Source organism: Aliivibrio sp. S3MY1 (assembly GCF_028765575.1).
Taxonomy (GTDB): Bacteria; Pseudomonadota; Gammaproteobacteria; order Enterobacterales; family Vibrionaceae; genus Aliivibrio.
This window is the reverse complement of record NZ_JARACO010000009.1, coordinates 26,090-39,710: the sequence shown is the minus strand read 5'-3', so window position 1 is coordinate 39,710 and position 13,621 is coordinate 26,090. Positions and strand designations below refer to the sequence as shown.

The 13,621-nt window shown below is 36.3% G+C and carries 25 protein-coding genes; all 25 read right to left on the bottom strand.

The window, feature by feature from the left end; genetic code table 11:
- Positions 1–9: 9 nt before the first annotated feature.
- A complete protein-coding gene (locus tag PVK62_RS07935) occupies positions 10–576 on the bottom strand; it encodes a hypothetical protein (RefSeq protein ID WP_274440663.1) in 567 nt (188 codons plus the stop codon).
- A gap of 210 nt (positions 577–786) precedes the next feature.
- Positions 787–1,056 (bottom strand): hypothetical protein, encoded by a 270-nt coding sequence (locus PVK62_RS07930; RefSeq protein WP_192957961.1) that lies wholly within the window; start codon positions 1,054–1,056, stop codon positions 787–789.
- Positions 1,057–1,170: 114 nt separating this feature from the next.
- Entirely contained in the window at positions 1,171–1,896 is a 726-nt protein-coding gene (locus PVK62_RS07925) for a hypothetical protein (protein WP_274440664.1), read from the bottom strand.
- 22 nt (positions 1,897–1,918) lie between these two features.
- Positions 1,919–2,155 (bottom strand): hypothetical protein, encoded by a 237-nt coding sequence (locus PVK62_RS07920; protein ID WP_130066507.1) that lies wholly within the window; start codon positions 2,153–2,155, stop codon positions 1,919–1,921.
- An 8-nt stretch (positions 2,156–2,163) separates the two neighbouring features.
- Positions 2,164–2,397 carry a hypothetical protein gene (locus PVK62_RS07915; RefSeq protein ID WP_274440665.1) on the bottom strand — a complete coding sequence of 78 codons (234 nt, stop codon included), beginning with the start codon at positions 2,395–2,397 and terminating at the stop codon, positions 2,164–2,166.
- Positions 2,398–2,845: 448 nt separating this feature from the next.
- A complete protein-coding gene (locus tag PVK62_RS07910; RefSeq protein ID WP_274440666.1) occupies positions 2,846–3,136 on the bottom strand; it encodes a hypothetical protein in 291 nt (96 codons plus the stop codon).
- 120 nt (positions 3,137–3,256) lie between these two features.
- Positions 3,257–3,496, bottom strand: coding sequence for a hypothetical protein (locus PVK62_RS07905; protein ID WP_130066503.1), 240 nt, complete (start codon positions 3,494–3,496; stop codon positions 3,257–3,259).
- 51 nt (positions 3,497–3,547) lie between these two features.
- Positions 3,548–3,748 (bottom strand): hypothetical protein, encoded by a 201-nt coding sequence (locus PVK62_RS07900; protein WP_130066502.1) that lies wholly within the window; start codon positions 3,746–3,748, stop codon positions 3,548–3,550.
- A gap of 25 nt (positions 3,749–3,773) precedes the next feature.
- A complete protein-coding gene (locus PVK62_RS07895; protein WP_130066501.1) occupies positions 3,774–4,220 on the bottom strand; it encodes a hypothetical protein in 447 nt (148 codons plus the stop codon).
- A 9-nt stretch (positions 4,221–4,229) separates the two neighbouring features.
- A complete protein-coding gene (locus tag PVK62_RS07890; RefSeq protein ID WP_274440667.1) occupies positions 4,230–4,718 on the bottom strand; it encodes a hypothetical protein in 489 nt (162 codons plus the stop codon).
- A gap of 83 nt (positions 4,719–4,801) precedes the next feature.
- Positions 4,802–5,053: a hypothetical protein gene (locus PVK62_RS07885; RefSeq protein WP_274440668.1), complete on the bottom strand. Its 252-nt coding sequence runs from the start codon at positions 5,051–5,053 to the stop codon at positions 4,802–4,804.
- 1 nt (position 5,054) lies between these two features.
- Positions 5,055–5,339 (bottom strand): hypothetical protein, encoded by a 285-nt coding sequence (locus PVK62_RS07880; protein WP_274440669.1) that lies wholly within the window; start codon positions 5,337–5,339, stop codon positions 5,055–5,057.
- A 12-nt stretch (positions 5,340–5,351) separates the two neighbouring features.
- Positions 5,352–5,933 carry a hypothetical protein gene (locus PVK62_RS07875; protein WP_192957932.1) on the bottom strand — a complete coding sequence of 194 codons (582 nt, stop codon included), beginning with the start codon at positions 5,931–5,933 and terminating at the stop codon, positions 5,352–5,354.
- 180 nt (positions 5,934–6,113) lie between these two features.
- The gene (locus PVK62_RS07870; protein WP_192957933.1) at positions 6,114–6,719 is read right to left on the bottom strand and encodes a hypothetical protein; all 606 of its coding nucleotides are present in this window, start codon (positions 6,717–6,719) and stop codon (positions 6,114–6,116) included.
- A 265-nt stretch (positions 6,720–6,984) separates the two neighbouring features.
- Entirely contained in the window at positions 6,985–7,314 is a 330-nt protein-coding gene (locus PVK62_RS07865; protein WP_192957934.1) for a hypothetical protein, read from the bottom strand.
- A gap of 18 nt (positions 7,315–7,332) precedes the next feature.
- Positions 7,333–8,064 (bottom strand): hypothetical protein, encoded by a 732-nt coding sequence (locus tag PVK62_RS07860; protein ID WP_192957935.1) that lies wholly within the window; start codon positions 8,062–8,064, stop codon positions 7,333–7,335.
- 37 nt (positions 8,065–8,101) lie between these two features.
- Positions 8,102–8,332, bottom strand: a complete 231-nt coding sequence (locus PVK62_RS07855; protein WP_192957936.1) for a hypothetical protein — start codon at positions 8,330–8,332, stop codon at positions 8,102–8,104.
- A 26-nt stretch (positions 8,333–8,358) separates the two neighbouring features.
- The gene (locus PVK62_RS07850) at positions 8,359–8,973 is read right to left on the bottom strand and encodes a hypothetical protein (RefSeq protein WP_192957937.1); all 615 of its coding nucleotides are present in this window, start codon (positions 8,971–8,973) and stop codon (positions 8,359–8,361) included.
- A 64-nt stretch (positions 8,974–9,037) separates the two neighbouring features.
- Entirely contained in the window at positions 9,038–9,508 is a 471-nt protein-coding gene (locus PVK62_RS07845) for a hypothetical protein (protein WP_192957938.1), read from the bottom strand.
- Positions 9,509–9,839: 331 nt separating this feature from the next.
- Positions 9,840–10,151 (bottom strand): hypothetical protein, encoded by a 312-nt coding sequence (locus PVK62_RS07840; protein ID WP_192957939.1) that lies wholly within the window; start codon positions 10,149–10,151, stop codon positions 9,840–9,842.
- A 76-nt stretch (positions 10,152–10,227) separates the two neighbouring features.
- Positions 10,228–10,674 (bottom strand): hypothetical protein, encoded by a 447-nt coding sequence (locus PVK62_RS07835; RefSeq protein ID WP_192957940.1) that lies wholly within the window; start codon positions 10,672–10,674, stop codon positions 10,228–10,230.
- A 650-nt stretch (positions 10,675–11,324) separates the two neighbouring features.
- Positions 11,325–11,666: a hypothetical protein gene (locus PVK62_RS07830; RefSeq protein WP_192957941.1), complete on the bottom strand. Its 342-nt coding sequence runs from the start codon at positions 11,664–11,666 to the stop codon at positions 11,325–11,327.
- Between the two features lie 330 nt (positions 11,667–11,996).
- The gene (locus PVK62_RS07825; RefSeq protein ID WP_255257968.1) at positions 11,997–12,587 is read right to left on the bottom strand and encodes a hypothetical protein; all 591 of its coding nucleotides are present in this window, start codon (positions 12,585–12,587) and stop codon (positions 11,997–11,999) included.
- 25 nt (positions 12,588–12,612) lie between these two features.
- On the bottom strand, positions 12,613–12,774 hold the full coding sequence (locus tag PVK62_RS07820) for a hypothetical protein (protein WP_192957796.1): 162 nt from the start codon (positions 12,772–12,774) through the stop codon (positions 12,613–12,615).
- 138 nt (positions 12,775–12,912) lie between these two features.
- The gene (locus PVK62_RS07815; RefSeq protein ID WP_274449362.1) at positions 12,913–13,287 is read right to left on the bottom strand and encodes a hypothetical protein; all 375 of its coding nucleotides are present in this window, start codon (positions 13,285–13,287) and stop codon (positions 12,913–12,915) included.
- Positions 13,288–13,621 lie beyond the last annotated feature (334 nt).

The window sequence follows — 13,621 nt, the reverse complement described above, 5'->3', positions numbered from 1 at the left end:
CGCTACTCCCTAGCTTGCACACAATAAAAAGGTTTTGATGTCTTCTCGGCTATCAAAGCCATCAAACATAGAAACAGGTAAAATAATTTGAATGTCATATTCATGAACTTCAAGATCATCTTTTGTGATATCTAATAAGTAAGGCTTACCATTGTTTTCATATTTATCACAAAACAAAGCACCACCAACGCCATACAGAGACGGGAACTGCGCTTTTGCCATCTTATAAATAACATCAAACCCTTTAATTGCTTCTAATAAATTCTTTTTCGTTCTGTTTTTGCTTACTGCATCTAAATCACAGAAATCAAAATCATGAAACTTAACAAAGCGTTCGCCTTGTGAGCATTGAAGAATGGAAATAAATCGAGCGGTTGCATTGAATGGGAATTCAAAATAATCAGCAAACAAGTTCATTTCTGTTGCTGAAAGTAGATCTGAATAATCAGAGTGGGGTTTATCTAGCAATACGGATACTTCTGAAAGTGATGGGCCGTGTTGCTTATGAGCTAATGTTAGAAATCCATTGTCCAGAAATTCGTTAACATCAACCGCCTGAGTAGAGTTAAAAGTCATGGTTTGCATCCTTATGATTACTTGCTTAACTGACATGGTCATTATACCGCAATTAATAACAAGATGGCGCATTAAAACGAAAAATAAAGAAAATAAAAAACTTGAAAAAAAGAGGACTTAACTCGCATCATTTAAAAATGAAAACGTCTTATTTGAAAATTAATCGATATTTGGCTGAACTGATCTCATCAATCAGCCCAGCGCTTAAAACTACTTATTGAGCGCTTCCGCTTCGTGCTTTTTATAAGCGACTTGTAAAGGCGTCATACTCGCGGTTTCTTCAGAGAGTAACAGGGCATTAGTCGTATCACGATAGGCGTTAGACATCGCATAATAGTAAGCCTCTTTTTGAGCTTGCTCTTCTTCGCTGCCGTGTAGCTCTCTGAAAATCGCATGCAAGGCATCATGGCTGTAAGTCTTATTTTGATGATCATGCTTTGCCAGTGCTTGGCCTATTTTACTGTAATCCGTTGCTCTCATTAAAAATACCCTCAAGGTCGTTTGCTGCGATCATGAATCAATTCACGTTCTTATTCTATAACAATAAAACCACCACAAATAAAATTACTGTGGTGGCCTTTTTATCTTTACTCACTAAGCAACACAGTAGATATCACGATTAGCATGCTCTTTTCGAAAAACCTCAATATCATTCGATCTATCGCTTCTTGTACTCAAACGATCTACGTCTACCGCAATATGCATGATATGCCCATTAAACAACGCTATATTTTCAATAATGAACAGATCTGATAAAAAAGCATGCTCCCAAAATGACGCAGGTTTATTTTTCAGAAAAACAATCAGGGCTTGGTCTATCTTTTCGTTTACTAAGCCGTGCTCTAAGCCATATTTTATTGATAAGAAATCAGGCACATCATCCAATAGACAATGTAAAGAGAATTGCGCTCGTTGGTGTTCACCTAATGTATGTGGATTATTAAACCTTGCTGAGTAGTAAACCCATTTCATGATCAGCTCTCTCTCACTTGGAGATAACTCTGTAAGCTGGCCTTTGCACTCTTTTTTTGTAAGCTTACAATCTACCTTTTTCATTACCCATTCAATATACGTTCGTTTCTGCTCTTCAGTTGCGTCGGTTAAATGGTTTTTTAAATTACGATCTAGATTGTCTTTGGCTTTTGCCTCCAGTGGCTTAATGTTGTCGCATTGAAACTCTGGCTTAATCGTGAATGGTTTTGTGATTAGACGTTTAAAGCTCGGTGAGTAAATCGTGTTGATGATCTTAATCACAAGAATGGTGGCAAGCTTAAAATCAAACGTTGGTTCTGGGTGTGTTTCTGGTAATTGATAAAACATAATAAAAATCCTTTTTTATAGATTAAACAAAAAGTGCTTCTAAATTGATTGGGCGCTGTGGGATATAGCTGTCCATCACTTCCAGCTCATCCCCATTTACATTCACATCAATAAAGACAACTTTCTTTAAGCCTTCGTTAATTTTTGTGTATACAAGCGACACTGACGTTTGAGCGTATTTCTCTTTTAACGCTTGCATCAATTCAGTAAAAGAACTGACTTCGGTGTTGTTACCAAAACTCTTAATTAAAACCGCCATACCGCCCCCTAACTGAACATATCTAAATGAGTTAATACTTCTTGCCACACTTCTTTTTCATCCAGTGGTAAACCGTCTACGCTGCTATCAAGAACCTCACGCGATACACTGCCATGCTCAAAAAGGTACTTTGTGGTTTTTGCCATTGGGGTTAATCGAATTTTGTCTTCGCCATACTGAATACGTGCTTGCGCTGCGGTATGTAAAAACTGGTTAATTCTTCGTTGCTCTTGAATAGCCATTTTGCGGCTCCTAATAATGATGCGTTGCTTAACTGACATGGTTATTATACCGCAATTTACTCATTAAGTGTGCGCTAAGTACGCATATTAGGAAATTATATAAAGAAAAAAGACTTGCAAAAATGCCGAACCAAAACCTTATAATTTCAAAATAAACAATGTCTTATTGAAAAATAAAGAAAAGTAGTACCGTGGTAGTACAAGTAGTGAAGGGGTGTTTTTTAAGATAAGCGTTCAGCTAGGACAGAAACCCTTGGTGATGCCATTTTATTAGAATGCTTCCAAGTGACTATGCATCTTAAGCAATGGTATTATTTTTCTGAAAAACGATACCATTGCGTTAATGTCACTCGTTCTTAAGGTATGAGGGAATACCAAATTCAACAAAAGGTAATGAGGATAAAATATTTTTGGCTAATTCCTGAATGCCTGAGTGCATTCCCCATGCTCATTTATTCGCTTTTATCAGTTTTCTGTAAACTTGATAACCCGTGCTGCCTTCAATACTTTTGCAATCAAGTAAAACTAAGTGAACACTGTCACAATCAAACTCACCACTCTCAACTATTTTAGTGGCTAACTCTTTAGCGTATTTAATAGGGCTTCCGTGTGACCACGTTTCCAGAATATAAGGTATCGCAGTAAACCCATGAATAGAAAGAGTGTTTGCTCTATTTCTGCCAAGTTCTCTAGCATGTATTTTTAACCACGCTCCATAGTGTTGAACAATGTTATCCATATACGAACTACTCTTTAGTTAAGCGAGGTTTCGAATCATAGCACCAAGTCTGTTTCTCATCATGTCAGAATGGCTTTTCCGTTTTGTATTTAAACATCATTTTTCCTATTTAAATATTGGTTAATGTTGAGTTGGCTCTGAAGGGAATTGATAGCTAGTTTTTTTAAAGAACTTAGATACATCCTCTTGAAAAAAAGCATAATCCAAACACTCATGATCAACGATATAAACCACCCCATCATTAACTTTTAAGATTTCGTACAAGTGGCCTTTCTTGTAATACTTGGAAAGGTCTTGATTAGCGTAAAAAATCTGGTCTGCTGTACACTCCAAAGCGTCTTGTGTTGCGTAAGTTTCCAAATGTGAACCCTCTTTAATAAAACCGTTTAACCTTTTGTAGAAATAATTTTCCTACTTCTCTGATTTTAGCTTATTGGCTTTATTTAAAGCCTCACCAAGTGCAATTATTTGATCGCCAGAAAGACGTTCGGTTCGTCTTGGAAACCACGCTAATTCCCCACGGTCAAAGTCATCGAAAACGCCAAAATTCACACCGTCAATTTCGACTTGTAACACACCTAGCTTATCTTCGTTCAATACTACTTTGTTCATAATTCATCCTATCAGATTATGTAATTTAGCTGCCTATCTGGACACCTGACTTGCGAAACTCGCTAATTAGTGTGCTTGAGTCCATGTGTTCAAACATTTTTGCATACGTAGCTATTTCGGATCTTATGCTAGGGATATCAGATGTAAAAGTTCTTCTGACTCTCTCCCCCAGCAATGTCTCAATATATATGTAAACAATTTTTTCAACTGCATTAATAGGGGTTTTAGTTTTATTAAAATGATCGTTGAAACACCGTCTTAATCTTTCAGCTTCAAAATAATCATAGGCTAGGCATAAACTATCATTATCTAAGTTGGTGAGTAAGTTCTCAAATAGGGTAAACTTGCACACTGTAAACTTGTAATTATCAAATATATTTATGCCCTCTTCGACCCCTTCTTTTTCAGAAAAATCAAAGCGGTCTTTTGCTAGCCATTGTTCTTTTTTGATTAAAGCCTTAATATCTTCCATGCAAATTCCCTATGTAAACTGAGTTATTTTTTTTGCGATTATTTTAATGTCCCTATGAACCAATCGCTCTGAATTTTCTCGACCTGTGTGTGACCATGAAGACCTCGCGCTGATTCGCCAATCTACAGGTTCAAACATCCATATGAGATGATTTTTATCATTAAATTGACCGCTTATGTGCCAATTAAAAGTAAGACCTTTTTCTTTGTTCAAGTACCCATTGAGCTTTTGCGCTAAATTAGTGCTACTTGAAAACGTTATATATGGCTTCAACCAACATGCTTGCTCTCCAAAGATTACTGAGCGAATGCGTCCCAATCGCCCTGTAATCACCCCTGAGTAATGCCCAGCACAAGAAGCTAATGGATGAGCGCCAATTTCTAACAGAGCATCACATAATGGCTGAATTCCCTCTTCAATTATGCCCTTTTCTTTAGCTGCACTATATGCTGGATAATTTCCAGTTTTCATAATTGTGGCTGCGGTGTTTTCGGCCATAAGTTCCCCATCATTTTTCAATCTGAATTGGATAGAGTTTAGCTACTTTACCCATCGTGGTCTGTGCTGCTTTATTTGCTCTTCTAAAAATTAAAAAGCCAATCTACGCCTGTAGGTTGAGTAACATCGTCCGTCGTCCCTTCGATTGTCGCACCATGATAACCACCAACAACGGGATTAAGCGCCCCATTAGCTGCGATTTTGGCTTCCTCTATGCTTGGAAATACTGCGTGTTCTTCTCTAAAATTGTATTGAAGAGTTAACTTACAAGATCCTTTATAAGTATTGGGAACATTACATTCAATTTCTGGTAACACATCATCTAGGTTTACCATATTATTCCTTGGTTTCTATTTTGATAAACTGCGCTCTAATTTCTTTGAACTCAAACGCAGAAATTTCACCATCTACAAAGGCATTATCTAGCATTTGGGTTAATTCTATATTGTGGTGCTTATCTGTATTGGTTTTGATGATCTGGTTTAGCTCTGCATATTCAGAACTACCTCTATCAATCATCATGCTATTACCAATATAGTTATATCCATTCCATGACATATTGACTAACGATACTAAAACGAGAATGAACATACTAATTTTTACATACTGTTTAACACTCATTACTGTTCCTTATTAAATGTCGTTATCCTGTAACGCAGCTAAAATAAAAGATTTTAAGGCCTCATAATCACAAAGATTGGCTTCTTCACCGTTAAGCTCTCCGACATTAAAGAACCCCAGCTCAATCACTCTCGCGGTTGCTGCTGGATTGAGTATCCCACCAAACCGTTTATCTTCACCTAAAATGAATTCAATTAATTTGGTCATATTGTAGTTATTTATTTGGCCAATTGAATCTGTAATCACCACCACTAGCTCTTCATTTTCAGATAATACGTTTTGCTCATGAGCTTTACGCTCTGAATCCCAAAGCAAAACCTGAGTTTCAGCCTCTTGCCTTTGCTGCCTTTCTACACGCTGAGTTGCTTTCTTAGGGATAAGCTTATGAAGACATTCAATCAGAGCATTGAGCTCAAGACACTGAGTTTCATCAGTGACATACAATTGGTCAAATTTACGAACAACATGAAACCCTTTATCTTCAATTAAGGACGTGATCTCTTTTAACTCTTTTTCTGAAAAATGCTTTCCAACCGCAGGGTAAACTCTTGCTGAATTGGACGTGCTTTTCTTTACACCATAGCTATATGACATAAAAAACTCCTTCCTGTTTATTGTTTAACTGACCCGTCTATTATATCGAAAATAACAAGGTCAAAACATAATGGATCTCGTTAATTAAGCCGTTGTGGTGGTATTACAATGGTACGACAAATAATAAAAAAGGCCTTGTAATACAGAGGTACTACAAGGCCGAAATATAGCTATTCTGTCTTAGGCTTGAATATGCCGAGTAATGGCGCGATTAAGCATGTCGTATAAAAGTCCGTGCTTCTTATCATCAAAAGGATTGAGTTGATACACTCCCATTGCGTCAGCGATTCGGCTGGCCAATTGGATCATAGAATTGCCTTTCGTTCTGCATCCTTGACTCAATTCTTTCTGACCTCGTTCAAGTAAATTAATCGCCCATTTCTTATCATTCATCATGGATTCATAAGGATATAGAACAGGCTCTAAGCCAGCATTCATGATCACCATTGAATGATGCTTGTTATGTAAATCAAACTCGATGACCACTGGAACCCCTTTTGGGACAACATGCAATTCAGTGAGTAGGTTAGCGATATAGGAAAAGACATTCTTTGCTGAACAATAAGAGCTTTTCTTCAACGTATAACATGTCATCGATGTTGGCTCTTCAATATGACACAATTCAACCGTGAATTTTTTAGACTCACTTAAAAGCGTACCTACATCTTCACAGTTTGTTTCTTCGATAGAGATATTAAAATATCGACTGATCGAGAATGGACTAGCCGCTCGAAAAGTCACTGAAAAACGATTGGTTGAAAGCGTTGTTAGTGCAAGGTGATACATGATAAATCCTTATTTGCTTTATTTAACTGACACTGTCATTATACCGCAAGATAAAGATAACCAATAGTTTTGGTAAGTCTTATTTCTGTTAATATTTAAAAAGTAGTACAGAGGTATTACTTTTATTTTCGTTTTGATAGTCAAAAAAAACCACCACATGTTATGTATCCATCGGATGCAAACTATGTGGTGGCTGGGTCGTAATTATTTTTCTGAAAAATAGGAATACTACGAATGAGTATAACGATACGTGACCATGTGACAATTAAACAGATTGGTTAGTAAACTGCTCAAGTGTCACAACCGATGACATCCAATCGACTGCCACCACGTCTTGACCATCTTCAGAAACATATAAAACACTCACTTGTTTTTCGAACCCTACCATTGGGATTAATTCATGCTCTGAACCTGCTTTTTCTCTGGCTTGCTTGATCTGCTCAATAGGCGCATTCCAAAACAAAATTTCACCGTCATGTTCTTGAGTGGCACACGTTGCACCGCTTGGCCATTTTTCGTTGCTATCAACAAGCATCCCAAGAAGTGACTTTGTTGACGCTGGAGCTTTTACATCTTCACTTATTACAATTGTCATCGTATTTCCTTATTTAAGCTATTTAAGTACTTCACATGAGAACTTATTCCAAAAGCGTTCGTGACCTGTTGGGCTAATCAACTTATAACGACCAAACATCATTGAATGACTAAAATCTTCCAAATCCAATCGAAAGCCTTCATTTAAGAAAAGAATAGGGGCATCCTTAAGCGTCAGCTTGGTCCTATTTACTAATTCATTTGTGACCTGTTTTGGCTCAAAGATAAGCTCATTTTTCCCTTCATAATTCCACGAGCCAGAAATGGTGCTGTCACTATGAAACCAAACATCTGTAGATTCGGGCTTTCCTTGCAAAAGCAAAGCAAAGGAGTCGCCATTAAATGTCAATGTGGTTCGTTTTTTAGGGGAATCATAATTGGCATAATAGCCGCCATGCCCATCAAACCCTTTGCATGACCATTCTTTATTAAACACATCCTCTGGCTTAAACTCCACCACATCCACATCACAATCAAACGAAATATCATCCGTTCTTTCATCGAACACAATTCCAACTGAAGACGTTATCTTACAAGTCGCCTTTTCGTCTAACAAAACACGATTAACAAATATTGGTGATGGTGAGTCCGAGGTATAGTTAACACACTTGTAAGTAAATGAAGTTTTATCTTCGTTGATAGAAGTAAAACCACACGATGTTAATACTTCTAATTTTGGCTCTGGTGCTTCATCGCTGCACCCAAGGAGTAAAGCAGATAATGGGAGTAAACAAAATAATCCTTTTTTCATCGTATTTCCTTATTTTACTTATTCTAATAATTGGTAGTTAAGTACGGTTATAAGCTTGAGCCAGCTCTGATTCTATAGCCCACATTGGATGATGATCATCATCAGAAAACGCCACATCTAGCGATTTAGAAACCCAATGCCATAAACCATGAATTTCATCGTTACTGAGGTTTGCATCATCAGTTAATTTTAGTTCACTCAATGCGAGTTGAATGTTTCGTTCATGCTCAAAAGGTTTTAAACGCTCATAGATCTCAATTTTTTCCAAATTTGCTATTCCATTAAACCCAATAATCAGCATTCTTTGTCAGTGTATAAATCACGAAACTGAGGGTTGATTAATTCTAAATGAGCTTCGTTCCATTCCTTTACGCTCATCTGAGTGGGTGTTATCTCCATTAAAGTATTCATAACCAAAGCATAGCCATGAAGCATCTCAATATAATAACTAATCGCCTCAATTTTGAGCTCTTCATAGCGAGCACGAGAAATAAGCTGATTATCAATTTTTAATGCATATTCTCTAAGATATTCCACTCGCGCAACCTCAAACCAAAAAGATAACGGGCGTTCTTCAGTAATCACTTCAATCGGAAACGCTAAAATATCCCCTATCCCAAAGTAATCATCAATGATTGAATGAAACTCAGAAGCAGAGTTGTATTCATTTATCGTTGATTTACCTAATCGAGCTTGGTACTCCGCTAAAAAGAGACTGCCATCGTAAGCTAACTTATATTGAATATTCCCTGAAGAGATCACGTTAGTTTCACTGTATGCCCAGCACATAGGCTGCTTAGCATCGAGATTACCCACATTTGAGATCACCGAATTGGCCAGCTTAAATAAAATCGCTTTCGAACCTCGTTTGAATCGAAGGTTATTCAGTAACTCGATATGCTCTTTCATGGCAAAAACTCTTAATATTCTAATGGTAGGGATAAGGCCTAGATTATACCTTATCCCTTTCAATTTATTTGATAAAGTTAGGGTGTTTACTTCTATGATTTAAGTGTTCAATAAAGCCGCTGTGAATCGCGTCTGAATAGCCCATGCCTTTCATCGCACTGACTTCCATGTTATCTAAACGATTGTGTTGGATAACATCAAACAAGGTTTTTGAATCCTTAGCAAAATCAAGCATAAAGGCATCTCTATCATGAAGGAAATCATAAAGGTGATGTAAATTATCCCCTGCTAGGTCCACCACACAAATTTCAATCCCTTCACTTGATTGAAGGGGGTTACCGTTCGTATCGTTCCAACGCTCTGCTTTAACATCATAAACCCCTGAGAAAACGACGCCATTGGCTTTAAAAAGAACAAGCTTATTTAAAAAAGCCTCTTCTGTTTTTTTCAGTGGTAATTGAGACAAATCACGGTCCCACTTGAGCCCTTCTAGAACCCCATACCCTTGCCCATCCACAAGTAATTTCTTTAACATTTCATGCTCTCACTATAATGATAATCAACGGTTCCATTATACCGCAATACTAGAAAGTATAGTGTTATATAACGCTAATATTCAAACTAATACTGTTATTTATTATTAGCTTATAGAGTAAATACGGTAAGGGCGTTTTTCAAAAAAATGTGACCCAATAAAAATGCCCTCCAATTAAAGGAGGGCTATTTTTTTGCGCTTCAAGGTCAGTTTAAGCGAGCAATAAAGTAAAGGTAGCGAGAAGGAGCTGGCAACCTCTTAAATAGTTCCCCCTTACGCATAAGGGGGGTGCTTTAATGTCAGTCAAAGCAGTGGAGCAAACAATTTCAATTTAAACCGCACAAAGCGATTCAGAGGATTTGAAGGACTGATTACGTAATCGTCCATTAAAGTAATAATGATTGTGGAGATCATCAAGCTTATCGACTTCTTGCTCCCAAAAAATAGGGCTACTTACCTTTAATACACCCTCTAATTCGACTTCAGAGGCAATAAGGATCTCACTTGGTTTGTGGCAATACACTTTCTTGGTTACCACATTAACTAAAGCTGATTCAGTCACTCCGTCCTTATCGAGAAGTCGAGTGATTTTCCAATTATGATCTAAGGCCACAGAAGTTGATTTACTCTTTGATTTACACACACTACCACCATTTTTAATATAACCCAGTCACATTAGTATAATTCATTTCAACTCTAATCACTTCGTGGTATGGCGATTAGGTTAAACGGGTCACAAATTCATGTACTTCATTTGGTGCGCCCACTCGCAACGGAGAGAAAGCAACAATGTCATAAGAAAATAGCCACACTAAACAATCATTATTAAGACGTACCACCGCAATCGGAAATAAATCTTCATCACCATCATCTGATTTATAAATGCCATTTTCAACGCGACCAGCGAAAGCCGAACATGGATAACCATAAGCCTCCGAAACCATATCAGGCAATGATTCAAATGAGGCGTTATTTGCATTAAGGCTAGCATTCACAGCGTTAGTAATGACAGATAAACTTCCAAGCATAAAAGAAAGAGATCTTTCATAGTGCTCGATTGACGACTTATTTAATGGGTTAAATACCCATGTTAGCGCAGGAACTTTCTCTCTTAACATCGCATCAATATTCATTTTAAGTTGCCTTTCAGGTTTGTTTTGATGCATACATAATACCGCAAACTAGAATCAAAGCAACATAATAAACCCAAATTAACCGATTTAATATAAATAGGTTTCTCCATAAAAAAGATAAAAAAAACCCAACTACGAATAGTTGGGTGCAAATGCATTTATTATTGTCAGTTTTTGGTGCTAGGCTATTAATGAAAACAAAGCATACACCTAACAGCTTTATAAAACAAATTAAATAACAGGTGATTTAAATAATTATTTCGGCTGATTTTTCAAAAAAACGTTAGCCATGATAGGCACTAGCAAATCAACCAAAGAAGCAATCAATAAAAAACCCAGCCACAAGTGTCTGGGTTGCAAGTGCATATTTCAATGGTTCAACGTGTAGCTAGGGATTAAGGATTCATGGAGTTAATCATTCAAGACAGGGTTGCTCGAATGAGATTAAATATACACACAACAGAGTTATAAAACAAATGAAAATATTGTTAATTAAGTTTCTTCCGACAAGCATCACTAATCTGTTATTTCATATCAACTAGCCAACATTAGCCATAAGGCGTGTATCATAAAATAGAGCCTATCTATCATTCAGTTTTCCCACACTCACCTCACTGCTTACAACTTTAATAATACTGAATTTTTTCAAAAAAATGCCACCTCGGTTAAAGGTGGCAACGTAATTATAAGTGGTCGAGTGGGATTAAATTCTCTTCCGCTTTCTTCTCATAAGATTCAATTCTTTGATCCAATCGCTGCGGAGTAAATCGGTTTTTAGTACTTAATCCATGCTTTTCAAAGACTGCCTTTCTGATAGCTCGCTCTGATAGCTTAGAGGCTAATTCATATTCACCGACAACATGGCGAAGTAAACGAACTTCATACATTGCTTGTAGAGCAGTCTTAACATAGCGCTTTTCACCTAGAAAACGTTTAGCTAAAACAAAAGCGGTAACAGATGGAATAAGGGTTGCTAACACACTTAACAGACCTGAGATGATTGCTGCGATAACTTGTGAATCCATGATATTGCTCCTTTGATGTAATATTGCTTAACTGACAGTGTCATTATACCGCAATATACAAATATCATCAATAAATCAAAAGGATTCGTGGTGTTTTTTTAAAAAAGAAAATCTTGTTCAATCATTTAAAAATCAATAAGAAAGCATCGTTGTTATACCTTGGTACTACCTTTTAAATCTTCTTTTCTCGTGGCCAGAAAGCGACATGGATTCAGTCCCATTTTTCTAAAAAATAACACTATTTCACTGTATAACACTTGTACTACTTTTTAAATGGCAATACATTAGAACTAATTATTTTTACAACCAGTAAATAATGATTTCACAAAATTATGCAAAGAGTTCAGGCTTCAATTCCGCTACAACTTCCCACACCTTTTTATTACTAGAAGAACGAGCAATGAGGTCTTTCTTCACCAGTGCATTCAAAGCTTTTGTTGCCTCATTTTGAGCAAGTTTTGTAGTATTGAATAATTCAGTCACGAGCATACTCTTTGACTTTAATGCTTTATAAAGACAAGCAATATTATTAAGTTCTGCCGTTGTATATTCCTGATTATTTGTGTTTTGTCCCTGAATTGGTTTGGTATGTATAATTTCACAGGAAATTGAGGCGTGTTGGCACTGAAATTCAAACGCTTGACACAATGAGTTATCATTTGAATATAATATAAACGTGAGTTTCTTTTTCTCATCATATCGCACTTGAGATATCGCCTTGCTCAAATGCGCAATCAAATAAAAATCCGCTTGGTTTTTACCAATTGGATACCCATCCATCATAATAAACATTAAATCATGACAAAGTATTTTGATTTGTTCATTATTAGAGAACACAAAAACCTTATCAGTGATCCTTGTATCTATCTCTTGAATTGTATTCAATCCGACATTTTCTGCATCAACAAAAATGAGATTCATAACCTAGCCTTATTATTTTATTTAATTACTGCAACTGCACATCAATTTTTTGAAAACCCATCTCTCTCGCTTGGTTTACTAAAATATCTATTCGCCATATTCTTAATTCTGCTGTACGACCATGACGCACCGCGTAGCCAATGCCATTGACTTGATCGATACCAACCAGATGAAAAACGACTGACATACATAATGACCATTTGCAATCTACATCCTGTCATTATGTTGCTTTTGAGGGGGGATTTAAAGAACGCTAAATGGCGAGGCGCATTTTTCATAAATCATGTTAAGGGCATCAACAGATCCAGATAGAGAATAAATACTTTTAAATACTTTTAAATACTAATTTATTTTTAGAATACACTTCAATATCCGAAATATGACCTTTCTTTATCTCTTGCATCAATTTTTGTGGTGCTCTTGTTACATAGATGGTCGATTCATTAGGATGAAATCCAGCTTTAAGATTGTAGCTATCAGCACCATCTACAGATAGATTAAACTCTAAAATACCCTTTACTTTTGAAAGCTTTTTGCTCTCAACCTTTAATGTTAAAAAATTATTCTCTTTGGTTTTTCCACATCCGATAGCAAAAGTATAACTATTATTTTTTGTATAATCCTCATAAGTTTGCAATGTAGGCCTATAAGAATTACTCCATGATAATAAATTAGCTAAACGAAAATTAGAATAAAGCAATATAATCTGCTCAATAGGCGCATTCCAAACAAAATTTTACCTTCATTTTCTTGAATGGCGCACGATTAATACTTCTAATTTTGGTTCTGATGTTTTCATCACTGTAAGCAAAGTAGATAGTGGGAGTAAACATAACAATCCTTTTTTCATCGTATTTCCTTATTTAACTTATTCTAATAATTGATAGTTAATTATGTTTATAAACTTGAGCAAGCTCTGATTCTATTGCCTACATTGGATGATTATCAAAAAGAAACCATATGCATAGGTTTGAATTAGACGAACAACTGAACGAATTCGGAACAATAATCAAGGGATATCGATTACAAAAAGC